This is a genomic window from Enterococcus mundtii, assembly GCF_013394305.1.
GTDB lineage: Bacteria > Bacillota > Bacilli > Lactobacillales > Enterococcaceae > Enterococcus_B > Enterococcus_B pernyi.
The window spans coordinates 1,446,850-1,471,242 of record NZ_AP019810.1 but is presented as its reverse complement, the minus strand read 5'-3'; the positions used below and the strand labels follow the sequence as shown (position 1 = coordinate 1,471,242).

The window sequence follows — 24,393 nt, the reverse complement described above, 5'->3', positions numbered from 1 at the left end:
ATTGGAGGAACCAATAATGAAAATCGTTGGAGTAGCAGCATGTACAGTGGGAATCGCCCATACGTATATCGCACAAGAAAAATTAGAGAATGCAGCAAAAAAAGCGGGTCATGAGATCCATGTCGAAACCCAAGGAACGATCGGGACTGAAAATGAATTGCCACAAGAAGCCATCGACCAAGCGGATATCGTGATCCTAGCAGTGGATGTCAAGATCAGTGGACGGGAACGTTTCGAAGGAAAGAAAATCATCCAAGTACCAACAGAAATCGCGGTAAAATCACCAAACAAATTAATCGAAAAAGCAATGGAAGTTGTCAGTAACTAATGAGGAGTGAGGAAAATGGAGATCAAAGAAATCATTGATCCAACAATCATCAAAACGAACTTAAACGGAAAAACGAAAGATGCGGTCTTATATGAATTAGCCAATCGCTTGTATGAACAAGAATACATTACGGATGTCGAAGCGTTTGTGAAAGATATTTATTTGCGAGAAGCGCAAGGTCAAACAGGGATCGGTAATTATATCGCTATTCCACATGGAAAAAGTGCGTATGTGAAGAAGGTCGGTGTGGCGATTGGGGTGACTGAAAATGAAATTCCTTGGGAGACATTAGACGGTAAGGGTGTGAAAGGCATCATCTTGTTTGCAGTCGGAGACGATACGGAAGGTGCGCAAAAACATTTGAAATTGTTGTCCTTATTTGCCCGTAAGTTAGGAAATGATGAAGTGGTGGAACGTTTGATTGCTGCAAGAGAAATCGATGAAGTAGTCGCTGCATTTGGATAGAGAGTGAGGAGGAAGAAAAAATGAAAATCGTTGGAGTAGCAGCATGTACGGTGGGGATCGCTCATACGTACATTGCGCAAGAAAAGTTGGAGAATGCCGCAAAAAAGGCCGGGCATGAGATCCATGTGGAAACACAAGGAACGATCGGGATCGAAAATGAATTGACAGCAGAGCAAATCAGTCAAGCAGATGTCGTGATTTTAGCTGTAGATGTCAAAATCAGTGGTCGTGAACGTTTTGAAGGAAAACGAATCGTCCAAGTACCGACAGAAGTTGCTGTAAAATCACCGAGTAAGTTGATTGAAAAAGTAGAAGAAGTAGTCGTGCAACAATAATTACCAGAATGGGGGAGACAAAAAATGGAGGCAATTAAAAAGTTAAATTTAAAAGGACATTTATTGACAGCGATTTCATATTTGATTCCAATCGTATGTGGTGCCGGATTCCTGATTGCAATCGGCATGGCCTTTGGCGGAACAAGTCAAGGAACACTTGTACAAGGTGAGTTTTCGATTTGGGATGCGTTAGCAACGATGGGTGGCGCTGGTTTAGGATTATTACCAGTTGTGATCGCTACTGGGATTTCTTATTCCATTGCAGCTAAACCAGGGATCGCACCAGGTTTCATTATTGGTTTAACAGCAAATGCAATTGGTGCTGGTTTTATCGGGGGGATTTTAGGTGGTTACTTAGCAGGTTATCTTGTTTTAGGTATTTTAAAACATGTCAAAGTACCAAAATGGGCAAAAGGATTGATGCCAACATTGATTATTCCATTTATTGCTTCAATTGTTGGTGGCTTAGTCATGGTGTATATCATTGGCGCGCCAATCGCAGCATTAACGCTATTATTAACGAATTTCTTAGATGGATTAGGCAATTCTTCCTTATTGATTTTTGGTGGTGTGATCGGCTTATTAAGTGGGATCGACTACGGTGGTCCAATCAACAAAACCGTATTTGCCTTTGTGTTGACGATGCAAGCGGAAGGGTTGAATGGCCCGATTACCGCACTGCAATTAGTCAATACAGCCACACCGATCGGCTTTGGTTTAGCTTATTTTATCGCCAAAATGTTCCGCAAGAATATCTATACAAAAGTGGAAGTAGAGACATTGAAATCAGCCGTACCAATGGGTGTCATCAATATTGTTGAAGGTGTGATTCCTTTAGTTATGAATGATATCGTACGTGGCGTAGTCGCAACAGCAATCGGTGGATTTGCTGGTGGTGCAACAACGATGATCTTAGGTGCGGATGCAACGGTTCCTTTCGGTGGTGTCTTGATGATCCCAACGATGTCTCGACCATGGGCAGGTGTGATCGCAATCTTAGTGAACGTCTTAGTAACAGCCGTCGTTTTAGCTGTGATCAAAAAGAACGTGCCGGAAGAAGAAATGGACTTAGTAGTAGAGAAAGAGGAAGAAGATATCAGTTTAGATGATATTCAGATTTTTTAAAATAAGTGCGTAAAAAAGAGGGGCAAAATCGATGAAATTTTTTCTAGATACAGCAGATGTAACAGCAATCAAAACAATCAATGCGCTAGGTTTAATCGATGGGGTGACAACCAATCCGACGATCATTGCCAAAGAAGGACGCGTGTTTGAAAAAGTCATCAAAGAAATCTGTTCGATCGTTGACGGACCTGTCTCAGCAGAAGTGACTAGTTTGGAAGCAGACGGCATGGTCGCAGAAGCGAAAGAGATCGTCCAATGGGCGGAAAACATCGTGATCAAGATCCCTATGACAGAAGAAGGATTGAAAGCGACGAACGAATTATCTAAATTGGGGATCAAGACCAATGTCACATTGATTTTCTCTGTGGCGCAAGGGTTACTAGCAGCAAAAGCAGGTGCGACATTTATTTCACCATTTTTAGGTCGATTAGATGATACCGGAACGAGCGGGATCGAGCTTGTCGCAAAACTACGTGAAGTACTAGATACTTACGGGTTTTCTACAGAAATCATTGCAGCAAGTGTCCGTAATTCGGAACATGTGGAAAAAGCGAGTTTAGTTGGCGCACACATTGCCACTGTACCGCCATCATTGTACCAAACGTTGTGGAGCCATCCATTGACAGATAAAGGGATTGCGCAATTCATGGCGGACTGGGAAAGCTTTCAAGGAGGGAACAAATAAATGGGAAAAGTGGAATTTTCACCTTCATTGATGACGATGGACTTGGATAAGTTCAAAGAACAAATCGAATTTTTAAATGATCATGTCGATTCTTACCATATCGATATCATGGATGGTCATTATGTACCAAATATCACATTATCTCCATGGTTCATTGATGAGGTACGTAAAATCAGTAATCTACCGATGTCTGCGCACTTAATGGTTAAAGATCAAAGTTTTTGGGTGAATCAATTAATCGAGCAAAAGTGTGAATGGATCTGTATGCACGCCGAATTATTAGATGGTTTAGCTTTTCGTTTGATCGATCAAATCCATGACGCAGGGTTAAAAGCTGGCGTCGTTTTGAACCCAGAAACACCGATCGAAGCCATCTTCCCATACATCGAATTGGTCGATAAAATCACGATCATGACGATCGATCCAGGATTTGCTGGACAACGGTTTATTGAAAGTACACTGGATAAGATCGTTGCTTTACGCGAACTACGCGAAGAAAAAGGGTATCACTATGTGATTGAAATGGACGGCTCTTCCAACCGTAAATCCTTCAAACGAATCGATGCAGCAGGACCAGATATTTATATCGTCGGTCGCAGTGGCTTGTTTGGTTTAGATGAAAAAATCGAAAAGTCATGGGAAATCATGAAAACCGATTATGAAGAAATGACTGGGAAAACGATCGGGTAAGAGAAGGTCGTAAGAAAGCCGGTCAGTTCCGCCTTACTATTGAAGGAGTTGGCTTTCGAACGCCGTTTGTCTAGGTTATAAGAAAGCCGGTCACCATCGAGTAATAAGACAGGAAAATTGAGAATGCCTCATTCATTTTTGATTCTTCTGTCTTATTTTCAAAGTGAAAATTAAAGAATAGGTATTATTTTATAGGAACGAATAAGGAGGAATTATATTGTTTGATAAAGTAGATCAGCTTGGTGTGAATACGATCCGTACATTGAGTGTCGATGCAGTACAAAAAGCAAATTCAGGACATCCGGGGTTACCAATGGGTGCCGCGCCAATGGCTTATGCCCTTTGGACGAAACACTTGAAAGTGAATCCGAAAACTTCTAAAAACTGGGCAGACCGTGACCGTTTTGTCTTATCTGCGGGACATGGTTCAGCGATGTTGTACAGCTTGTTGCACTTAGCAGGGTACCAAGTGACGATTGATGACTTGAAACAATTCCGTCAATGGGAGTCAAAAACACCAGGACACCCTGAGGTCAACCATACGGACGGCGTCGAAGCAACGACTGGTCCGTTAGGACAAGGGATCGCAATGGCTGTGGGGATGGCAATGGCAGAAGCGCATCTAGCAGCGACCTACAACAAAGATCAATTCAACGTCGTTGATCATTATACCTATGCGTTATGTGGCGATGGCGACCTGATGGAAGGTGTGTCTCAAGAAGCAAGTTCGATGGCTGGACATATGAAATTAGGAAAATTAATCGTTTTATACGATTCAAACGATATTTCTTTAGATGGACCAACCTCAAAAGCCTTCACTGAAAATGTTGGCGCACGCTATGAAGCTTATGGTTGGCAACATATCTTGGTCAAAGACGGCAATGATTTGGAAGCTATCTCAAAAGCAATTGAAGAAGCGAAAGCCGAAACAGACAAACCGACATTGATCGAAGTGAAAACGGTCATCGGATTTGGTGCACCAAACCAAGGAACTTCTGCGGTTCACGGCGCACCACTTGGCTTAGAAGGCATTCAAAAAGCTAAAGAGATCTATGGTTGGGAATACCCTGACTTTACCGTACCAGAAGAAGTGGCGGAACGCTTCCGTCAAACGATGGTTGAAGAAGGCGAAAAAGCTGAAAATGCTTGGCGTGAGATGTTCGCAGCATACAAAGCAGCGTATCCAGAATTAGCGCAACAATTCGAAGATGCTTTTGCTGGGAAGTTACCAGAGAATTGGGATGCCGAACTTCCAACGTACGACGAAGGTGAAAGCCAAGCGAGTCGTGTCTCAAGTAAAGAAGTTATCCAAGAATTATCAAAAGCGATCCCAAGCTTCTGGGGTGGTTCTGCCGATCTATCTGGATCAAACAATACGATGGTGACAGCAGACAAAGATTTCACGCCTGAACACTATGAAGGCCGCAATATTTGGTTTGGTGTTCGTGAGTTTGCGATGGCATCAGCGATGAACGGGATCCAATTGCATGGTGGTACCCGGATCTATGGGGGAACATTCTTTGTCTTTGTCGATTACTTGCGACCAGCTGTGCGTTTAGCAGCGATCCAAAACACGCCAGTTATTTTCGTCTTGACCCATGACTCTGTGGCAGTTGGTGAAGATGGCCCGACGCACGAGCCAGTGGAACAATTGGCTTCGGTTAGAAGTATGCCAGGTGTCCATGTCTTACGTCCGGCGGACGGGAACGAAACTCGTGCGGCGTGGAAAGTTGCGATGGAATCGACAGATACACCAACGATCTTAGTCTTGAGTCGTCAAAATCTACCAGTTCTTCCAACAACAAAAGAAGTGGCGGATGATATGGTTAAAAAAGGTGCCTATGTCTTGTCTCCAGCTAAAGGGGAACAACCAGAAGGAATCTTGATCGCGACAGGTTCAGAAGTAAATCTAGCGGTCAAAGCGCAAAAAGTATTAGCGGAACAAGGAAAAGATGTCTCAGTGGTTTCTATGCCAAGTTTTGATTTGTTTGAACAACAATCTGCAGAATATCAAGAAAGTGTCTTGCCAAAAGCAGTGACGAAGCGTGTTTCTATCGAAATGGCTGCTTCATTTGGCTGGGAGCGCTATACGGGAACAGCAGGGGCAATCATTGCGATTGATCGTTTCGGTGCGAGCGCACCTGGGGAAACGATCATCCAAAATTATCAGTTTACAGTGGAACATGTTGTTGAAGTGTTTGATCAATTGTAGAAGGTATTTTTGTTCTTTTACTATTTAAAATTTCAAGTTAAAGATACACGTACTTTATTTAGATAAAATCTGCCAAACTGGAATTCAATGTTTTCCGGTTTGGCAGATTTTTTTATTGATTCATGATTATTTTAATTTCAGGTGTTTGATTTCTAAAAAGTGTTGGAGATTTAAGACCAATCCTCCTAGAAGTGTCGCTTTTTCGTTCAAAGAGCTGTTGCGGACGACTAATTGATTCGAAAAATGATTGTGCAGATTCCCTTTTAATTGTTCGATCATATCAGGTATTTCGCGATAAAGTGAGCTATTCAAAATAATGATCGATGGGTCATAATGGGCGATCAAGTTGTTGATACCGATCGTCAAGTAGTTGATATTTTCTTCTACGACTTGTCGCGCATCACGATCTTGGTTTTGGTAGTATTCTCTAAGGATGATGCCATTGACATAGTCTAGTTTTTTTTTCTGAGCAAACCGATCGTAGCAAACTTTGTTGGCAGCGTACATCTCCAAACAACCTCGGTTGCCACAGCGACATTCCTTACCGTCCATCACGATGATCTGATGACCGATTTCACCAGCAAAACCATGGGCACCAACCTCTAAATTCCCATTTTTGACGATTCCTGCACCAATGCCGCTGTGCATATTGATACTGACAAGATTTTCCGGATCTGAGGTAAAGCTATACTCACCTAAAGCTGACAGATTTGCTTCATTTTCCAAATAGACAGGATAGTCTCTCAGTTTTTCAGCTATTTTGCGAAAAGGAATGTGATCGAAATTGTAATGTGGGCCAAAAATCGGCTCACCATGGTAGACAGGGCCATGAACGGCAATTGCTACCCCAATAATTCCATATTCTGTCGTCGGAAGATGTTGTTCAAATAACGTGAAGATTTCTGAAAGATACAGATGGATGGCTTCCTCATCTAATGTGATTGGCTTTTTTTGGATATGTTGGATCTCTTCCCCATCTAGATAAGTAAGGAGAGCATGGATGTAATTATAGCCGATGTCAATAGAAATAGAGAGGCCAGCTTTTCCATTATATTGAAGAATGATCGGTTTACGTCCACCGACATTACTAGATTCTCCAATGCCGGTCTCGATGACTAGTTGATCATCGATCAATTTTTTCACAATAGAGGACACAGTTGCTTTGGTTAGTCCAGTTATGGCTGAAAGCTCTGCACGAGAAAGAGCGGGTTGATTCATAATCAATTCTAAACAGAGAGACTCATTTGGGCTCCGTCGAGTATACGTTGGATTTTTCAAAGTAAATCACTTCCTATTCATTATGTAATGAGGATACGTTCTAAAGTATACTGGTAATCTCATTATTTTTCTAGTTATTTATCTATAGCTATTTCGTTTTGTAAAGTAAATAAATTAACTTCATTCGAATATAAATGCTTTGATTAATAATAAAAAAATAACTTGACTATAATTATGAAAGCGTATACTATATGCTTGTTAAGTTAGTTTGTTAGATAAACTAACTAATATAGAATGAATAAATTAGGAGGAATATGTTATGAGCTATTTTCCACAAATAGAAAAAATCCAATATGAAGGTACAACGACAACCAATCCCTTTGCTTTTCGCCATTTTAATCCAGAAGAGGTAGTTGCCGGTCAAACGATGAAGGAGCATTTACGATTTGCTGTTGCTTACTGGCATACCATGACACAAGATGGCAGTGATCCATTCGGCTCACCAGTCAATCAAAGAACGTGGCTAGGTGCGACTGAAATGGAAACCGCAAAAAATCGAGTAGCGGCCTTTTTTGAGATTTTAGAAAAATTAGGTGTCGAATATTTTTGTTTCCATGATGTCGATATCGCGCCTGAAGGGGATAGTTTAGAAGAATTCTATGCAAACTTAGATGAAATCACCGATTTGATCAAGGAACAGATGGAGCGTACGGGAATCAAACTACTTTGGAATACTGCAAATATGTTCAGCCACCCACGCTACGTGAATGGTGCAGCTTCAACGAATCATGCGGATGTCTTTGCCTATGCTGCTGCTCAAGTCAAAAAAGGCTTAGACATCTCAAGAAAACTCAACGGTCAAAATTATGTATTCTGGGGTGGTCGTGAAGGGTATGAAACGTTGTTGAATACGGATATGGCGTTTGAACAAGATAATATTGCACGTTTGTTCAAAATGGCGATCGCGTATAGTGAAAAAATCGGTCATACGCCACAATTCTTGATTGAACCAAAACCAATGGAACCAAGTAAACATCAATATGATTTTGATGCCGCAACGGCTTTACAATTTATTCAAAAATATGGTTTACAAGAGAAATTCAAACTGAATCTAGAGGCTAATCATGCAACGTTAGCTGGGCATACGTTTGAACATGAGATCGAAGTAGCACGGATCAACAACGCGTTAGGTTCCCTAGATGCGAATCAAGGGGATGTGTTGCTTGGCTGGGATACTGATGAGTTTCCAACGAACGTCTATGATGTCACATTGGCCATGTATGGTGTCTTAGAAAATGGCGGTATCGCACCAGGAGGAATCAATTTTGATTCGAAAGTCCGTCGTTCCAGTTTTGCCATGGAAGATCTATTCTTAGCGCATATCGCAGGGATGGATACCTTTGCTAGAGGGCTGAAGGCAGCTGCGAAATTAAAAGAGGATTGCTTCTTCGATACCTTAAAAGAGAAACGCTATGCTACGTTCCAAGAAGGCATTGGGGAATCCATTGTCAACGACAAGGAAGATTTGGAAAGTTTGGCTGACTATGCATTGAAGTTGAAAGATATCGAGCTGGAATCAAGCCATATCGAATATGTCAAATCTTGTTTGAATGATTATTTAGTTTAATCCAACTTATGGAGAGTCTCATTCAGTTAGCTAAGGATAGATGTCACTGACTCCTTTGGATGGTTGAAAGGGATTCTCCTAAAAAAATAGAGTGAGGTGTACGATGAAAATTAAAAATCCAGTATTAACAGGTTTTCATGCTGATCCGTCTATTGTGCGTGTGGGAGAAACATATTACATTGCCAACTCAACGTTTGAATGGTTTCCAGGCGTTCAGATCTATGAGTCGCAGGACTTGATGAATTGGCGTTTAGTGGCACGTCCATTGGCTTCTGTCGAGATGTTGGATATGAAGGGCAATGAAGATTCAGGAGGGATTTGGGCGCCCGATCTCTCTTATGCGGATGGGAAATTTTGGTTAGTTTATACCGATGTCAAAGTGGTCAATGGAGCGTTCAAAGATTGTACAAATTATTTGACTACTGCAGAAGAGATCACTGGTCCATGGAGTCAACCGATCCGGTTGAACGGTGTCGGCTTCGATGCTTCTCTTTTCCATGATGACGATGGCCGCAAATACCTAGTTCAAATGGAATGGGATCATCGCGAATACCATCATCCATTTAACGGGATCAAATGCACCGAATATTCAGTAGAAGAGCAACGTCTACTTCCGGAAACAGGTAAGATCATTTGGAAAGGAACTGACGTGAAATTAGTGGAAGGCCCACATCTGTATAAGTTATTTGGTTATTATTATTTGTTTTGTGCAGAAGGTGGTACCGTCTATACGCACCAAGAAGTGGTGGCACGGTCAAAAACTTTAGAAGGAGCTTTTGAAAGCCAAGCAGAGACCTTTTTAACTGCCTATGATTCTCCAGAAAATCCGTTGCAAAAATGCGGGCATGGTGCATTAGTCGATACACCAGAAGGCGAATGGTATTTTGCCCATTTGACTGGTCGACCGTGGCATCACAAAAATGAATCCATCCATGATCCTCGTGGCTGGTGTACATTAGGCAGAGAAACAGCGATCCAAAAGGTGACATGGTCTAAAGAATTGTGGCCAGAAATCGTTGGTGGAAAGCAAGGGAGCATGGAGGTGGAAGCACCTAAAGGAGTGACACCTCACCCTTATGAAAAACTGCCAGAAAGGACTAACTTCGAACAAAGCGAACTGCCACCACAATTTCAAACAGTACGTGTCCCTTTTACGAAGGACATCGGCATCTTGAAAGAGGGAAAGCTGACATTACGAGGTGCCGGAAGTTTAGCCAATACACATGGAAACTCCCTAGTTGCTAGACGTTGGCAAGCATTTGAGTTTGAAGCGGAAACTGCATTGAGCTATTCGCCAACGACCTTCCAGCAAATGGCAGGGCTGACGAATTATTACAATTCGCAACATTGGTCGATGATCCAAGTTACTTGGCACGAAGAAAAAGGTCGTGTCATTGAACTCACTGAGAATAATCAAGGCGTATTCAAAAGTTATTTGCAGGAACAGGTCATTCCAATTCCAGAGGATGTAACAATTGTTTATTTCAAAACGATCGTCAGAAGAGAAACTTACACATATGCTTATTCGTTTGACGGAAAAACATGGATCGAATTAGCGATCCAGTTAGATGCAAAAGTACTATCCGATGAATATGTCAACCAAACCCATGGTGGATTTTTTACGGGTGCATTTGTGGGAATGGTCAACATCGATTACTCAGGATATGATTTACCAGCTGTTTTTGATTATTTTGATTATCGGGAAAAGCAAAGTGAATAGGACAGTGTGGTCGCTTCAGGAGTAAGAGGGGAGATCTTTCATGGAAAAAGAACGTTTATTTTCAATGTCTAATATTGAAAAAAGTTTTGGCCCTGTCCACGTCTTGAAAAAAGCAAGACTTGAGATAAATAAAGGCGAGATCCATGCTTTTATGGGAGAAAACGGAGCCGGTAAGTCTACTTTAATGAACATTCTTGCTGGATTGATCGATAAGGACGAAGGAGAAATCATATTTGAAGGGAAAGAAATCCCTAAAATGACTCCTGACTTCGCACAAGAATTAGGGATTGCCTTTGTTCATCAAGAGTTGAATCTAGCAGAAGATTTGTCTGTGGCAGAAAATATTTTTATTGGTCGTTTGCCCTATAAAAATAAGGCGTTAGGAATTGTTGACTTCAAAAAATTATATGAAGACACGCAACAATGGCTGAATCTAGTAGGATCTGCGATTTCTCCTACTACACTGGTTGCTTCGTTGTCTACTGCCAATAAACAATTAGTTGAAATTGCCAGAGCGCTTAGTTTGAACGCCAAAGTGATCATTTTTGATGAGCCAACGACTTCTTTGTCTGAAAAAGATGTCGAAGTTTTGTTTATTATCATTCGCAGATTGAAGGAAAAAGGTGTATCCAGTATTTACATCTCCCATCGGATGAAAGAGATCTTTGAATTAGGTGAACGAATCACGATCATGCGCGACGGGGAATATATCTTGACCGATGAAGTGAAAAACTTGTCTGAAGAAGCAATCATCGCTCGCTTAGTTGGGCGAGAAATCAACGATCTGTATCCGAAACAACCTACCCAATTAGGAGAAACTTACTTACAAGTTTTGAATCTTTCTGATTCTTTTGGGCGGGTGAAAAATGTTAGCTTCCAGGCAAGACGAGGGGAAGTATTGGGCTTTGCGGGGTTAGTAGGAAGTGGTCGAACCGAAACGATGCGATTGATTTTCGGTGCAGATCGAGCAAAATCTGGTGAAATCAAATTGGCGAACCAGCCGGTAGTGATCAAGTCACCGGTGGATGCGATTCGTCAAGGAATTGGACTACTAACGGAAGACCGTAAACACCAAGGCTTGTTTCTTGGTCTTTCGATCCAAGACAATATCACGATAACGAATCTAGGTGGATTTGTATTAAAACATGAATCACTTAATCAAACGGCTCATCAGTTTGTACAAGACGTGAAGATCAAGATCAGCGATATTGCGCGTCCAGTTGCCAGTCTCTCTGGTGGGAATCAGCAAAAAGTCGTTTTAGCAAAATGGTTGAATACAACAAATCAAGTATATATTTTTGATGAACCGACAAAAGGTATTGATGTGGGGGCAAAATCAGAAATCTATACGATCATCAATGAGTTGGCACGCCAAGGGAAAACGATTTTGATCGTCTCTTCGGAAATCCCTGAATTATTAGGGATCTGCGATCGAATCCATGTTTTTCGGGAAGGTGAGATTACAGGAGAAGTCGTCGTCGCTGAGTATCAGGACAGAAAAGATGAGGCGCAAGAATTGATTATGACCTATGCTACGCTTAATGAGCATTAACGATTCTTCAGTTAGAGGATATGTAAACAAAGGAGAGAACGATGGAAAAACGAAACAAGTTAACGATCAAGTCACTTTTTATGAACTACTCTGTTTATTTAGTGTTAATTGCTTTAGTCCTATATTTTTCAATTGCAAATGCGAATTTTTTGAGCACATTCAATATTGAAAATTTCTTCCAACAAATTCCACCGGTAGGCATTTTAACTGTTGCTTATGCGATGATTTTGATTTGCGGCTATGTGGATCTATCAATTGGTTATGTCGGAATGGCATCAGGAATGCTCGGTTTATATGCGGCAAATCAAGGAATGCCTGCGCCAGTCGTTGTGCTTCTGGCATTATTGACAGGGGCAATGTTAGGCGCGGTGAACGCTTTGTTGATCAAGAAATTTGATTTGCCTTCGTTTATTTTAACGTTAGGAACAAGTTATGTCATCAAAGGGATGCTCGGTTTTTTCACGGACGAACAATTTATCGGTTCCGAAAACGAGTGGTTCAATCGCTTAGCGAAAACGCCGATTGGTACGGATATGTTCAAAAGCAATGCCTTGATTTTTTTAATTATCATCATTGTATTTGCTTTTATAATGAAAAATACGCGTTTGGGAAGATATACCTATGTGGTAGGGTCAAATCAAGAAGCAGCCAGACTATCCGGTATCGATACGGATAAACATATCATCAAGATGTTTATGATTGAAGGAATGTTAGCAGCCATCGCTGGTTTGTTGATTGTTTCGAATTTAAATGGTGGCGCTTCCAAAGATGCGAATGGCTTAGACTTGTTCGCAATGGCGGCAGCTATCATGGGTGGTACATCATTTAGCGGTGGAATCGGCACGATTGGCGGAGCGGTAGCAGGTATCTTAACCTTACAAGTATTTAAAAATGGCTTGACATTGATGGGGGTAAATTCATTTTTACAAGATACAGTGACCGGTCTAGTCATTATTTTAGCAATCATCATTGATTATTTGAAACGTCGAGCAAGTCGTCAGTCATAATTATAATCTAAGGAGTGAAAAGACCATGTTAAAAAAATCATTTTGGGTCATCAGTATGTTCGTTGCGTTATTATTAGTTGGTACAGGATGTAGTACGAGTGATTCTGCAGATGCAGATAGTGAAAAGACCTTGTATTTCATTCCAATCGTAGACACCGGGGCTTATTGGAACCCCATGAAAAAAGGAGCAGAGGATGCGGCACAAGAATTGGGCTATACATTGGTCACGAAAACATCTCCTTCTGCTGAACCAAGTAAGAAAGAGAAACATATCGGCTTTATCAGAGAAGCAGTTGCCAAAAACGTAGCAGGAATCGCCATTGCACCGATTGAGAAAAAAGCGTTCGTTGATCCAATCAAAGCAGCCATGGATAAAAATATTCCAGTCATCACCTTTGATGCCGATTTAGAAAATCCTGAAGATCGGACAGCTTACGTCGGTACAGACAATGTCTCAGCTGGAAAAGAATTAGGGTTACGTGCGGCTGAAGAAATGAAGGCAAAAGGCATTACCGGTGGTTCGATCGCCATCGTTTGTGTGGACGTCGCACAACCAACTATGATCGATCGTGAAAAAGGACTGAAAGAAGGTTTTGCAGAGATCTATGGAAAAGATGCTGAGAACTTTAAGTTTTTAGCGACGATCCAAGACAATGATCAACCATCAGAATCTAAAAAACAATTAGAAGGCTACATTGCGGCGAATAGAGACTTAGTCACTGTCTTTTCATTAGGTTCAGAAGGGCCGAATGTCGGTGTGATGAGTGCATTAGAATCTCAAGGAAAAGCAGGACAGGTGCTTCATTATGGATTTGATTATACGGACACTTGGTTAAGCGGAGTAGCGGACGAACGAATCACAGCGATCGTTGACCAAGATGCGTACCAAATCGGCTATCAAGTGATCGAGAATTTAGTGAAAGCAATCGACGGTGAAACAATTGACGCAACAATTCCGATCGATGTCAACTATGTGTTAGCTGAAGAGTTAGAAGAGTATGGAAAAGAAAAAAGTAAAGTGAAAACAGACTCAGTAGAAGATTCTTCAGTAGAAAGTACAGAAGAAACAGAATAAAAAGCGTATGTAATCAGTGGAAAGGAACAGGTGGTGTCTTGATGGAACGGACTGTTTCTTTCGCTTGTTTTTGTCGGAAAGGGGAACGATTCATGTATGTATTAGGTTTAGATCTAGGAACAAGTGCCTTGAAGGGCCTAGTGTTTGATCGAAAAGGAAAGTTAGTGGCAGAAGCAGTTGCTTCTTACCCTATGAGCAATCCACAGATGGGGTATAGCGAGCAACAACCGGCGGATTGGCTCAAAGCAGCAGATCAAATATTGAAAGAATTATTAGGGAAAGTGACTGATCTTAAAGATGAATTGGCAGGCATCAGTTTTTCTGGACAGATGCACAGCTTAGTTTTTTTGGATGAAGCCGATCAAGTTGTAAGACCAGCTATTTTATGGAATGATGTTCGTACGACACCACAATGTCAACGAATCACTGAAATAATGGGGGATAAGTTGTTACAGCACACGAAAAACAAAGCGTTAGAAGGATTTACACTACCGAAAATCTTATGGGTCCAAGAACACGAACCAGCGAGTTGGGAAAAGGTCAAACACATTCAATTACCGAAAGATTATTTACGATTCTGGTTGACTGGTTCGTATCATATGGACGAGTCAGATGCGGCTGGCACACTACTGCTGGATCAAGAAACGAAGCAGTGGGATGAAGAAATCTTAGAAGAATTTGGGATCGATCCAGCCATCTTACCTCCTTTAGTGGCTTCTACTGACGTGGTGGGGACATTGAAAGAGGAATTAAAAGAAAGATACGGCTTTACCAAGCCAGTCAAAGTGATTGCAGGCGGTGCCGACAATGCCTGTGGCGCTGTTGGCGCTGGTATTTTAGAAGAAGGTCTTGGATTATGTTCCATCGGCACAAGTGGAGTATTCCTTCGTTACGAAAAAAATGTGGATAGAGACTATCAAGGGAAGCTCCATCTCTTCCAACATGCCTCAGGTGCCGCGTATTCCATGGGTGTGACCTTAGCAGCTGGCGACAGCTTGAGTTGGTTCAAACAGCGCTTTGCTCCTAATCGTTCCTTCAGCGAGTTGCTATCAGAAATCGGAAGTGTTGATGCAGGCAGTAATGGCTTATTGTTCACTCCTTATATCGTAGGGGAACGGACGCCTTACAGTGATAGTCAAATCAGAGGAAGCTTTATTGGGATAGATACGCAACACGAATTGAAACATTTTACCCGTAGCGTGCTAGAAGGGATTACCTTCTCTCTAAAGGACTCCCAAGCGATCATGGAAGAGATGACCCAACAAAAAATCGAAACAATCGTATCAGTCGGTGGCGGCGCAAAAAATCAGACGTGGCTCCAAATGCAAGCGGACATTTTCAATCGACCGATCGTTACTTTAACCACCGAACAAGGACCTGGGCTTGGCGCCGCTATGTTAGCAGCAGTAGGCTGTGACTGGTTTACTGATTTGAACGAATGTGCAAGTGTTTTTGTTTCCTACCAATCCCCTGTGCAACCGAACCCGCAACAAGTGGAAATTTACCAAAAGGTGTATGCGCGTTATCGTAAAGTATACGAATGTACAAAGGAAATTTGTCACATGTACGAAAAATAATAAACGAGTACCTAAGTGAAAGGAGTGTTCCTAGTGAAAAAAATGATCACGTTGTTAGGCGATTTTTACCATCCGCATGATCCGTTAGTCAACTATTTTCAGGGGATCGCTAAGCACTTCCCACAAGAACTAAAGATGACTGATCTGACGATCGAGCAACTAACCAAAGCATTACATGAGCAACCTGATTTATTCCTCCTTTCAAAGGAAAATCGGTTAGCACCCAAAACAAATGACGCTTTTTGGTTAAATGAAACATACGATCAGTTGATCACCAAGTATGTAGCGGGTGGCGGAAGCCTGATTGCGTATCATTCAGGACTTTCTAGCTACCCGATCCACTCTGCGTTTAGTGAGATGTTGCGGGGGCGCTTCCTTCATCATCCCAAACCTACAGAAGTAACCTATCGAGAACCAAATGGTAAGTCTTATAAAATATGGGACGAACACTATTTCACTGAGGTAGCTATAGGCGAAACGGAAGTTCTGATGCACAGCTTTTCTCACTATGGTGAATCGATTGCTGCTTGGCGACATCTGTATGGTAAAGGTAAAGTTTTTTGTATGACTCCTGCACATTTTTCAGAAGGATTGCAACATGAAGGAAATCAAATGGTACTTTTCGATGGAATTAGTTGGTGTCTAGAATCAACATGAATACGGTGAAAAAGAAGGATAGTTTTTTTATAAGTCCATTTATGTTTCCAATCAGTGCTATACTTAAAGTATTCAATAGATTGGAGAAAATTTATGAGTCAAACAGAATTTATCATGCTCCTGATCGTCGGCATCATTGGAATCTTAATTGTCTTAGAAATCAATTCGCGAAAAAAATTAAGAGCAGATATCCGTTACAAATGGGGGAAGCTTCCATATCAAGTACGATTTGATAAGGAGGAGAGCTTAAAAGAAGCTTGGCAGACAGAAAAAAAGTTTCGCACGTGGGACAGTGAAGTCGATGACTTGACTTGGTATGACCTAGATATGTTTGAAGTATTCGAAACGCTCAATCATACGTATTCAAGTGTGGGTTCAGAAGCGCTTTATCAGCGACTGCGTAATTTTGATTTTGGACAAGATCAGCGTCTAGAAAAGTTGATTACTTTCTATCAAGAAAATCCTAAGTTGAGAGAAGAAATCCAATATCAATTTGCACGAATTGGAAAAAAAGACCGGAATTTTGCCAAACAATACTTAGCAGATGGCAAAAGCAAAAGAATTGGTCATATTGGGCTATTTGCCTTTTTAGGCATGTTACCACTCATTGGTTTAGGCTTGTTTTTACTTGGACAAGTGATCGGCATTTATCTCGCGATCATTAGTGTGTTATTCAATACGGTTTATTACTTGATAAAAAAGCAAACACTCGAAACAGAACTTAATAGTATGAGCTATCTTGTTTCTACGATTTCTGCGGCGAAAAAAATAGCTACGTTTGCCACACCGTTACAAGCAGAGTTACAAAAAAATGTTCAGCCTTTAAAAGAAATCCCTAAGTTCGGTTTTTCATTTCGAGTGAAAAATGGCTCAGAAGCGGAGTTGTTTTTTGACTACTTGAATATGATGTTCATGTTGCCATTTATTTCGTATCATTTTGTCATTAGCCGATTGGAAAAGAAAACGGAACAAGCGATTGAATTATGGCAATTACTCGGAGAGCTAGAAGTAGCTGCGGCAGTATTGAATTATCGCACCTACATGCCCTATTCTTGTCAACCAGTCTTTGCAGAAGGCGGGATTATGGCAGAGGATACGTATCACCCTCTGATTGCAGAGGCAGTCGTCAATCCCATCGATTGGCAACAGAACACATTGGTCACAGGCTCGAATGCTTCAGGAAAATCGACGTACGTCAAAAGTATTGCCATCAACTGTATCTTAGCGCAAACGATCCAAACTGCTTTAGCCGAATCTTTCACGATCCAACCCGGTCATGTCTTGACCTCGATGGCGATCGAAGATAATTTGTTTGAAGGCGATAGTTACTTTGTTTCAGAAATCAAATCGATCAAGCGCTTATTACAGCAAGTGGAAACAAAAGAACGTTGCTATTGCTTTGTCGATGAGATCTTGAAAGGGACAAATACGATTGAACGGATCGCGTCTTCAGCAGCTATCGTGAATTGGTTGAGTGATTACCCTTCTTTAGCCTTTGTCGCAACACATGATATCGAACTGACAGAGATCTTGAAAAAAGATTGTGCCAATGTCCATTTTGAAGAGCAAGTGACGCCTGAGAAGGGGATCAGCTTTGACTTTAAATTAAAACAAGGACCTGCTAAGACAAGAAATGCCATCGCATTATTAGATGTGCTGAAGTATCCTACAGCAATCGTGAAAGAGGCACAAGCAGAAGCCGCCTATTTTGATCAACATCGCCAATGGCGGGTAGTGGAGTAAGAAATAAGCCCAAGCTGAAAGTATTTAGTCAATAACCATCATTGATAATGAAAACCACAGAGACGACAGAATTATTTTCTGGAAGGACTTGTGGTTTTTTCATTTTCATCTTACTGCATGAAGCTTAACGGCTTTCTCACAACCTAGATAAACGGTGTTCGAAAGCCAACTCCTTCAATAGTAAGTCGAAAATTGAAAAAATATGAGGAACTATTTTCTCAATTTCCGCCTTACTATTCGGAGCTTAACGGCTTTCTCACAACCTCTTTACATGCTAAAATAGTAAATCAGACAAAATAAGGAGAGTTAGTAAAAAATGACATATGCTCTTGAGATAAATGAGTTAAGAAAAATATATGGGACAGGTGTGGAAGCACTCCGAGGCATCGATCTGACGGTTGAAGAAGGAGATTTTTATGCATTATTGGGACCAAATGGTGCAGGGAAATCAACAACGATCGGGATCATCACTTCATTAGTGAATAAGACATCGGGAAAAGTGAAAGTATTTGGCTATGATCTGGATACAGATTTAGTACGAGCAAAACAACAAATCGGCTTAGTGCCCCAAGAATTCAACTTCAATCCGTTTGAAACAGTGCAACAAATCGTCGTGAATCAGGCGGGTTACTATGGCGTGTCCCGTAATGAAGCATTGAAACGTAGTGAAAAATATCTTAAACAATCTAATTTGTGGGAGAAACGCAATGTTCGTGCGCGGATGCTTTCAGGTGGGATGAAACGACGATTGATGATTGCCCGTGCATTGATGCATGAACCCAAATTATTGATTCTAGATGAACCCACAGCGGGTGTCGATATTGAATTAAGAAGAGAAATGTGGGAATTTCTACGTGAATTGAATCACGCAGGAACAACGATCATTTTGACGACTCATTATTTGGAAGAAGCAGAAATGCTTTGTCGAAATATTGGAATCATCCAATCGGGTGAACTGATTGAGAATACCTCTATGAAAGCCTTGCTTTCCAAATTACAATTTGAAACGTTTATCTTTGACTTAGCACCTTATGATAAAAAGCCAGAGATCATTGGCTATACAAGTATCTTAGAAGATGAACGCACACTTGCGGTTGAAGTGGAGCGTGATCAAGGAGTGAATGGGATCTTTGAACAGTTAAGTGCGCAAGGGATCAAAGTCTTGTCTATGCGCAATAAATCCAATCGCTTAGAAGAACTTTTCTTGAAAATTACGGAAGAAACTTATCATATGGAGGCAACGAAGAAAAATGTTTAATCTTTATTTTACTGCATTAAAAAGTTTAGCAATCAAAGAAACCAATCGCTATATGCGTATCTGGGTACAAACGCTAGTACCACCAGTGATCACTACGTCTTTGTATTTTATCATTTTTGGGAAAATGATCGGGGGACGAATCGGTGATATGGGTGGTTTCTCCTACATGGAATTTATTGTTCCCGGATTGATCATGATGTCCGCCATCACAAGCTCTTATTCAAATGTTTCTTCTTCATTCTTTTCACAAAAATTCCAAAAGAATATCGAAGAGATTTTAGTTGCCCCTGTACCAACACATGTCATCATCTGGGGATTTGTGATCGGTGGGTTGGGACGGAGTGTCTTGGTCGGTGCATTAGTCACAATGATTTCTCTATTTTTTGTGCCATTACATGTCTATTCATGGACGATCGTTGTATTAACACTATTGATGACCGCTATCTTATTCTCGCTTGCTGGTTTGATCAATGGGATTTTCGCCCAATCTTATGATGATGTGTCCATTGTACCAACGTTTGTGTTACAACCTTTGACTTATCTTGGCGGGGTGTTTTATTCAATTTCGATGTTACCACCGATTTGGCAAGCCATCTCAAAAGTAAATCCAATTGTTTATATGATCTCAAGTTTCCGTTATGGTTTCTTAGGCACCACCGATGTGCCAATCTTCATTTCGATTGCGATCCTTGTACTGTTCATTGTAGTGCTTTATTCAACGTGTTGGTACTTGATCAATAAAGGTAGAGGGTTAAGAAGTTAAGCGAACGAGGCAAGCTAACTCCTTCAATAGTAAGTCGGAGCTGACCGGCTTTCTCACAACCTCGATAAACGGTGTTCGAAGGCCAACTCCTTCAATATTAAGGCGGAAATTGAAAAAATATGAGAAGCTATTTTCCCAATTTCCGCCTTAATATTCGGAGCTGACCGGCTTTCTCACAACCTCGATAAACGGTGTTCAAAAAGCTGACCTTCAACATTAAGCTAAAAAATTGCAAAATATGAAAAGCTATTTTACAATTTTCTATCTTACTGCTCAGGTCAAAACGCTTTTTTCACAACCTATGATAAACGGTGTTCAAGGAGCAACACTTCGGACATAAGCCAGGAAAATCAAAAATGAAACAACCATTTTCGATTTTCCTTTCTTATGCCTTAGTGCTGATCGCTCCTTTCACAACCTCTACTTTGCTTCTTTTTCTTTTTCCTTGTATAATGGCAACAATGTTTTTGATGGAACTTTTTATATAGCGAAATGGAGTGTACTTGATGAAGAATAATTTTTGGGCTGAACTACCTACGCCCTTTTTTGTATTAGCACCGATGGAAGATGTGACAGATGTGGTTTTTCGCCATGTTGTCCAAAAGGCCGGTGCGCCGGATGTGTATTTCACCGAATTTACTAATTCAGATAGTTTTTGTCATCCAGATGGCAAAGAAAGTGTCAAAGGACGTTTGACATTTACTGAAGATGAACAACCGATGGTGGCACATATCTGGGGAGATAAACCGGAATTTTTCAGAGAGATGAGTATTCAACTAGCCGAGATGGGTTTTAAAGGAATAGACCTCAATATGGGTTGTCCGGTACCGAATGTGGCAGAACGTGGAAAAGGTAGTGGCTTGATCCTACGTCCTGAGGTTGCGGCAGAATTGATCGAAGCTGCAAAAGCTGGAGGGTTACCGGTAAGTGTAAAAACACGTATTGGCTACACAGAGCAAGCTGAAATGGTTGATTGGATCAGTCATTTACTAAAGCAAGATATCGCGAATCTTTCTGTTCATTTACGTACACGCAAAGAAATGAGTAAAGTGGCGGCACATTGGGAACTAATTCCTGAAGTCGTTGCCTTGCGTGACCAAATTGCCCCACAAACGAAGTTGACGATCAATGGTGACATCCCTGACCGCCAAACAGGGCTTGAATTAGCGGAAAAATATGGTGTAGATGGCATCATGATCGGCCGAGGTATTTTTAAAAATCCATTTGCCTTTGAAAAAGAACCGAAAGAGCATTCAGCAGAAGAACTTATTGATTTACTGCGTTTGCAACTAGATTTACAAGACCACTATGCAAAAGAGATCCCACGTTCGATCACAGGCTTACATCGTTTCTTCAAAATCTACGTCAAAGGATTTCCAGGAGCCAACGATTTGCGTGTGCAATTGATGAACACGAAATCCACTGATGAAGTTCGGGCACGTTTAGATGAATTTCAACATAAAACTGAATAAACTGTCTAAGTTTTCACAAAGTAATCAGCCAAAAAAGCTGTGACATCTAAAAAATATGAAAATATTTTCGGATGTCATGGCTTTTTTTAATGAATTGACTTTTGAAGGCTGTTTATTCAGTTTTAGCTGACAATGGCTATCTAGATTGTATATTTCACGTGTAAATAATACTGAGTGAAAAATGATAAAAAATGAATTAAAAACAAAGAAAAATGAAGAAAATTTAATGTAACGTATGTTATTTGAGCGTTTTATTTTATGACATAACGGATTTAATGATATCCTAAAATTTATCAGATGATAAAAATTTATAGAACAAGAATTGAGTAGGTGGATGTCATGAAAAAAGTCATTGTAACAGGTGCAGGAGTTGCGGGATTAAGTGCAGCTGTACGCTTGCAAAAATTAGGCTATGAAGTAACATTGTACGAAAAAGAAAGTGGCCCTGGCGGCAAGATGAATCAAATCAAAAAAGATGGGTTCACGTTTGATGTGGGGCCAACGATCGTGATGATGCCTGAAATCTATCGCGAAGTATTTGAATTTTGTGGGAAAGATCCGGATGACTACATTCCGATGGAAAAAGTCGATCCTATGTTGAAACTCTATTTCAATAAAGAAGAACCAATCGAATTTTCAAATGATCTCATTGAATTGACCAAAACGCTCGAAGCGATTTCCCAAGAAGATGCGCAAGGCTATTATGCGTTTCTAGCGGATATCTACAAGCGTTATCACATAGCCAAAGAAGCATTTATTACTAAATCCTTTCGTGGTTTTTGGGATTTCTATAATCCTAAATCACTATGGGCAGGGATTCGTCTAAGAACATTTAGTGATGCGTATTCATCGATTGCTAAATTTGTTAAAGATGAACGTTTGCGAAAATCATTGGCGTTCCAAACCTTATACATCGGTGTTTCCCCATATCAAGGTCCATCGTTATACACGATTATCCCGATGATCGAACTTTTATATGGCGTTCATTTTATCAAAGGAGGTATGTATACTTTAGCAACCTCACTAGCTAACTTATTAGAAGAATTAGGTGGAACGATCCATTATAATACACCCGTTGATGAATTGATCATTGAAGATAAAGTGGCAAAAGGTGTTCGAATCGGACAAGAACGAATAGAAGCAGATGCGGTCGTTTGTGGTGCTGATTTTCCTTATGCAATGAAAGAGTTGATTCCTGATGAAAAGAATCGTGGGAAATATACGGATAAGAAAATCGATAAGATGGAATACTCTTGTTCTTGTTTCTTACTATATTTAGGTCTAGATAAAAAATATCCGGGGGATTATCTCCACAGCATCTATTTTGCAGATGACTTCAAACGAAATGTGGATGATTTATTTGAAGATGGTCGTTTACCGGAAGATCCATCCTTTTATCTATACCGTCCTACGATCATGGATGAATCATTAGCCCCAGAAAACCATGAAGGATTATATGTATTAGTACCAGTTCCAGAACTTTCAAAATACGAAGATTGGTCAGAAGCGAAAGTCCAAGAATATCGTCAAAAAGTATTGACATTATTAAAAGAAAAGACAGACTTTACTGATATTGAAGGGCATATCGTTTCAGAAAGTTTTTATACACCAAAAGACTTTGAACAACATTTCAATGCCTATAATGGTGCAACATTTGGGTTGAAACCAACCTTAAAACAAAGTAACTATTATCGACCTCATAATAAATTTGCTTCTGCTGAGAATCTTTATTTCTGTGGTAGCAGCACACATCCCGGAGCTGGTGTACCAATCGTGATGCAAAGTGCTAAGCTTGCGGTAGAGGAGTTGGTTAAAGATGATAAAAACTAATCAGGAACTGTTTGAAAAACACGCAGACGATTTTGCCTATTGTGAAACTGTGATAAAAAAATATTCAAAATCGTTTTACGCTGCGTTTTCTCAACTTCCTGAAGAAAAAGCAAAAAGTGTCTATGCCATTTATGCTTTTTGTCGCTTGGCAGATGATACAGTTGACTTAGCCCATAGTGAGGAAGAATTGTTGGCACTAAAACACCAACTAGATGCTTTCTCCATGGGTAAAATTCCTGATGAACCAATTTGGCGTGCCTTGTCGGTTGTTTTTTCCGTTTATCCCATGACCTTGTCTCCGTTCTACGACATGATCGCAGGTCAAAAGCAAGATTTAGTCTTTACACAGCCAGAAACATTGGCTGACTTAGAAGACTATTGTTACTATGTCGCAGGTAGTGTCGGCTTGATGTTGTTACCTTTATTATCTGACCAAGCAGAAAAAATCCAGTCACAGGCAAAAAGGCTGGGTGAAGCGATGCAACTCACTAACATTTTACGAGATATCGGTGAAGATAATAAAATGGGACGAATTTATTTACCAAAGGAAATGATGCGTGCCCATGGTGTGACTGAAACCATGTTGCAAGCAGATAAACCTGCGAAGCCATTGATTGATCTATGGGAAGCGATAGCTAATGAAGCAGAGAAAAAATATGAAACTTCTTTTACGATGCTGCCGTTTATTGACCGAAATTGTCAACTCGCATTAACTGCTGCTGCAATGATCTATAGAGAGCAATTAAGCGTAATCAGAGAAAATAACTATTTCATGTTAGATCGTAAAAACTATGTCAGCCAGATAAGAAAAATCCAACTGCTGAGAAAAGCCAAAAAATATGTAGAAACTCTAATAAATAGTCCACAACAATCAACATTATAATTGGTATGATAGCATTGATAATCTGATGTATCAGAAAACGGAATGAGCACTCGCGGAAAGTACCGTTGCGAGTGCTCATTCTTTGTTTATCATGACATTTTGAACAAAAAATACATTGTTTATTCCATTATTATCGCTCTTATAAATAACATCAATGTTTTTCTGTTCTGT

The 24,393-nt window shown here is 40.6% G+C and carries 21 protein-coding genes; 20 read left to right on the top strand and 1 reads right to left on the bottom strand.

What is annotated here, in order from left to right; translation table 11 throughout:
* Nucleotides 1-16 precede the first annotated feature (16 nt).
* The 7 genes from HZ311_RS06980 to tkt all read left to right on the top strand — a co-directional run bounded on the left by HZ311_RS06980 (nt 17) and on the right by tkt (nt 5,840).
* Nucleotides 17-328: a PTS fructose transporter subunit IIB gene (locus HZ311_RS06980; RefSeq protein ID WP_010734012.1), complete on the top strand. Its 312-nt coding sequence runs from the start codon at nt 17-19 to the stop codon at nt 326-328.
* Nucleotides 329-343: 15 nt separating this feature from the next.
* On the top strand, nt 344-793 hold the full coding sequence (locus HZ311_RS06975) for a fructose PTS transporter subunit IIA (protein ID WP_010734013.1): 450 nt from the start codon (nt 344-346) through the stop codon (nt 791-793).
* Between the two features lie 20 nt (nt 794-813).
* Nucleotides 814-1,128: a PTS fructose transporter subunit IIB gene (locus tag HZ311_RS06970; protein ID WP_010734014.1), complete on the top strand. Its 315-nt coding sequence runs from the start codon at nt 814-816 to the stop codon at nt 1,126-1,128.
* Nucleotides 1,129-1,152: 24 nt separating this feature from the next.
* Complete coding sequence (locus tag HZ311_RS06965; RefSeq protein ID WP_010734015.1) at nt 1,153-2,253, top strand: PTS fructose transporter subunit IIC; 1,101 nt, start codon at nt 1,153-1,155, stop codon at nt 2,251-2,253.
* A gap of 31 nt (nt 2,254-2,284) precedes the next feature.
* The gene (fsa, locus tag HZ311_RS06960; RefSeq protein WP_023520553.1) at nt 2,285-2,938 is read left to right on the top strand and encodes a fructose-6-phosphate aldolase; all 654 of its coding nucleotides are present in this window, start codon (nt 2,285-2,287) and stop codon (nt 2,936-2,938) included.
* Complete coding sequence (gene alsE, locus HZ311_RS06955; protein WP_010734017.1) at nt 2,939-3,628, top strand: D-allulose 6-phosphate 3-epimerase; 690 nt, start codon at nt 2,939-2,941, stop codon at nt 3,626-3,628.
* A 217-nt stretch (nt 3,629-3,845) separates the two neighbouring features.
* Nucleotides 3,846-5,840, top strand: coding sequence for a transketolase (gene tkt, locus HZ311_RS06950; protein WP_023520552.1), 1,995 nt, complete (start codon nt 3,846-3,848; stop codon nt 5,838-5,840).
* A gap of 126 nt (nt 5,841-5,966) precedes the next feature.
* Here tkt and HZ311_RS06945 read toward each other — a convergent pair whose 3' ends face one another.
* Nucleotides 5,967-7,118: an ROK family transcriptional regulator gene (locus HZ311_RS06945; protein ID WP_178946550.1), complete on the bottom strand. Its 1,152-nt coding sequence runs from the start codon at nt 7,116-7,118 to the stop codon at nt 5,967-5,969.
* Between the two features lie 259 nt (nt 7,119-7,377).
* Between HZ311_RS06945 and xylA the strand changes: the two genes are divergently transcribed.
* The 13 genes from xylA (at nt 7,378) to HZ311_RS06880 (ending at nt 24,222) form a co-directional block, all read left to right on the top strand.
* Complete coding sequence (xylA, locus tag HZ311_RS06940) at nt 7,378-8,685, top strand: xylose isomerase (protein ID WP_023520550.1); 1,308 nt, start codon at nt 7,378-7,380, stop codon at nt 8,683-8,685.
* A gap of 103 nt (nt 8,686-8,788) precedes the next feature.
* Nucleotides 8,789-10,405 (top strand): glycoside hydrolase family 43 protein, encoded by a 1,617-nt coding sequence (locus HZ311_RS06935; protein ID WP_010734022.1) that lies wholly within the window; start codon nt 8,789-8,791, stop codon nt 10,403-10,405.
* 40 nt (nt 10,406-10,445) lie between these two features.
* A complete protein-coding gene (locus HZ311_RS06930; protein WP_023520549.1) occupies nt 10,446-11,957 on the top strand; it encodes a sugar ABC transporter ATP-binding protein in 1,512 nt (503 codons plus the stop codon).
* Between the two features lie 41 nt (nt 11,958-11,998).
* Nucleotides 11,999-12,964 carry an ABC transporter permease gene (locus tag HZ311_RS06925; protein ID WP_023520548.1) on the top strand — a complete coding sequence of 322 codons (966 nt, stop codon included), beginning with the start codon at nt 11,999-12,001 and terminating at the stop codon, nt 12,962-12,964.
* 25 nt (nt 12,965-12,989) lie between these two features.
* The gene (locus HZ311_RS06920; RefSeq protein ID WP_010734026.1) at nt 12,990-14,039 is read left to right on the top strand and encodes a sugar ABC transporter substrate-binding protein; all 1,050 of its coding nucleotides are present in this window, start codon (nt 12,990-12,992) and stop codon (nt 14,037-14,039) included.
* 92 nt (nt 14,040-14,131) lie between these two features.
* A complete protein-coding gene (xylB, locus tag HZ311_RS06915; RefSeq protein ID WP_137073095.1) occupies nt 14,132-15,616 on the top strand; it encodes a xylulokinase in 1,485 nt (494 codons plus the stop codon).
* A gap of 42 nt (nt 15,617-15,658) precedes the next feature.
* A complete protein-coding gene (locus HZ311_RS06910; protein ID WP_153830580.1) occupies nt 15,659-16,273 on the top strand; it encodes a ThuA domain-containing protein in 615 nt (204 codons plus the stop codon).
* 93 nt (nt 16,274-16,366) lie between these two features.
* Nucleotides 16,367-18,016 carry a MutS-related protein gene (locus tag HZ311_RS06905; RefSeq protein WP_137072976.1) on the top strand — a complete coding sequence of 550 codons (1,650 nt, stop codon included), beginning with the start codon at nt 16,367-16,369 and terminating at the stop codon, nt 18,014-18,016.
* Between the two features lie 316 nt (nt 18,017-18,332).
* On the top strand, nt 18,333-19,274 hold the full coding sequence (locus HZ311_RS06900) for an ABC transporter ATP-binding protein (protein ID WP_010734030.1): 942 nt from the start codon (nt 18,333-18,335) through the stop codon (nt 19,272-19,274).
* Nucleotides 19,267-20,037: an ABC transporter permease gene (locus HZ311_RS06895; protein WP_010734031.1), complete on the top strand. Its 771-nt coding sequence runs from the start codon at nt 19,267-19,269 to the stop codon at nt 20,035-20,037. The genes HZ311_RS06900 and HZ311_RS06895 overlap by 8 nt, the downstream gene beginning before the upstream one ends.
* 506 nt (nt 20,038-20,543) lie before the next feature.
* Nucleotides 20,544-21,509: a tRNA dihydrouridine synthase gene (locus HZ311_RS06890; protein ID WP_137072974.1), complete on the top strand. Its 966-nt coding sequence runs from the start codon at nt 20,544-20,546 to the stop codon at nt 21,507-21,509.
* A 339-nt stretch (nt 21,510-21,848) separates the two neighbouring features.
* Entirely contained in the window at nt 21,849-23,339 is a 1,491-nt protein-coding gene (locus tag HZ311_RS06885) for a phytoene desaturase family protein (protein WP_178946549.1), read from the top strand.
* Nucleotides 23,326-24,222 carry a phytoene/squalene synthase family protein gene (locus HZ311_RS06880; RefSeq protein WP_023520543.1) on the top strand — a complete coding sequence of 299 codons (897 nt, stop codon included), beginning with the start codon at nt 23,326-23,328 and terminating at the stop codon, nt 24,220-24,222. Before HZ311_RS06885 ends, HZ311_RS06880 begins: the two co-directional genes overlap by 14 nt.
* Nucleotides 24,223-24,393: the final 171 nt, after the last annotated feature.

Bases quoted from the DNA above. Each gene is read 5' to 3' on its own strand.
- HZ311_RS06885 (WP_178946549.1), top strand. From the start codon at position 21,849: ATGAAAAAAGTCATTGTAACAGGTGCAGGAGTTGCGGGATTAAGTGCA.
- HZ311_RS06890 (WP_137072974.1), top strand. From the start codon at position 20,544: ATGAAGAATAATTTTTGGGCTGAACTACCTACGCCCTTTTTTGTATTA.
- HZ311_RS06880 (WP_023520543.1), top strand. From the start codon at position 23,326: ATGATAAAAACTAATCAGGAACTGTTTGAAAAACACGCAGACGATTTT.
- HZ311_RS06925 (WP_023520548.1), top strand. From the start codon at position 11,999: ATGGAAAAACGAAACAAGTTAACGATCAAGTCACTTTTTATGAACTAC.
- HZ311_RS06905 (WP_137072976.1), top strand. From the start codon at position 16,367: ATGAGTCAAACAGAATTTATCATGCTCCTGATCGTCGGCATCATTGGA.
- HZ311_RS06970 (WP_010734014.1), top strand. From the start codon at position 814: ATGAAAATCGTTGGAGTAGCAGCATGTACGGTGGGGATCGCTCATACG.
- xylB (WP_137073095.1), top strand. From the start codon at position 14,132: ATGTATGTATTAGGTTTAGATCTAGGAACAAGTGCCTTGAAGGGCCTA.
- HZ311_RS06900 (WP_010734030.1), top strand. From the start codon at position 18,333: ATGACATATGCTCTTGAGATAAATGAGTTAAGAAAAATATATGGGACA.
- HZ311_RS06980 (WP_010734012.1), top strand. From the start codon at position 17: ATGAAAATCGTTGGAGTAGCAGCATGTACAGTGGGAATCGCCCATACG.
- HZ311_RS06965 (WP_010734015.1), top strand. From the start codon at position 1,153: ATGGAGGCAATTAAAAAGTTAAATTTAAAAGGACATTTATTGACAGCG.
- HZ311_RS06935 (WP_010734022.1), top strand. From the start codon at position 8,789: ATGAAAATTAAAAATCCAGTATTAACAGGTTTTCATGCTGATCCGTCT.
- fsa (WP_023520553.1), top strand. From the start codon at position 2,285: ATGAAATTTTTTCTAGATACAGCAGATGTAACAGCAATCAAAACAATC.
- HZ311_RS06895 (WP_010734031.1), top strand. From the start codon at position 19,267: ATGTTTAATCTTTATTTTACTGCATTAAAAAGTTTAGCAATCAAAGAA.
- HZ311_RS06930 (WP_023520549.1), top strand. From the start codon at position 10,446: ATGGAAAAAGAACGTTTATTTTCAATGTCTAATATTGAAAAAAGTTTT.
- HZ311_RS06920 (WP_010734026.1), top strand. From the start codon at position 12,990: ATGTTAAAAAAATCATTTTGGGTCATCAGTATGTTCGTTGCGTTATTA.
- alsE (WP_010734017.1), top strand. From the start codon at position 2,939: ATGGGAAAAGTGGAATTTTCACCTTCATTGATGACGATGGACTTGGAT.
- xylA (WP_023520550.1), top strand. From the start codon at position 7,378: ATGAGCTATTTTCCACAAATAGAAAAAATCCAATATGAAGGTACAACG.
- HZ311_RS06975 (WP_010734013.1), top strand. From the start codon at position 344: ATGGAGATCAAAGAAATCATTGATCCAACAATCATCAAAACGAACTTA.
- HZ311_RS06910 (WP_153830580.1), top strand. From the start codon at position 15,659: ATGATCACGTTGTTAGGCGATTTTTACCATCCGCATGATCCGTTAGTC.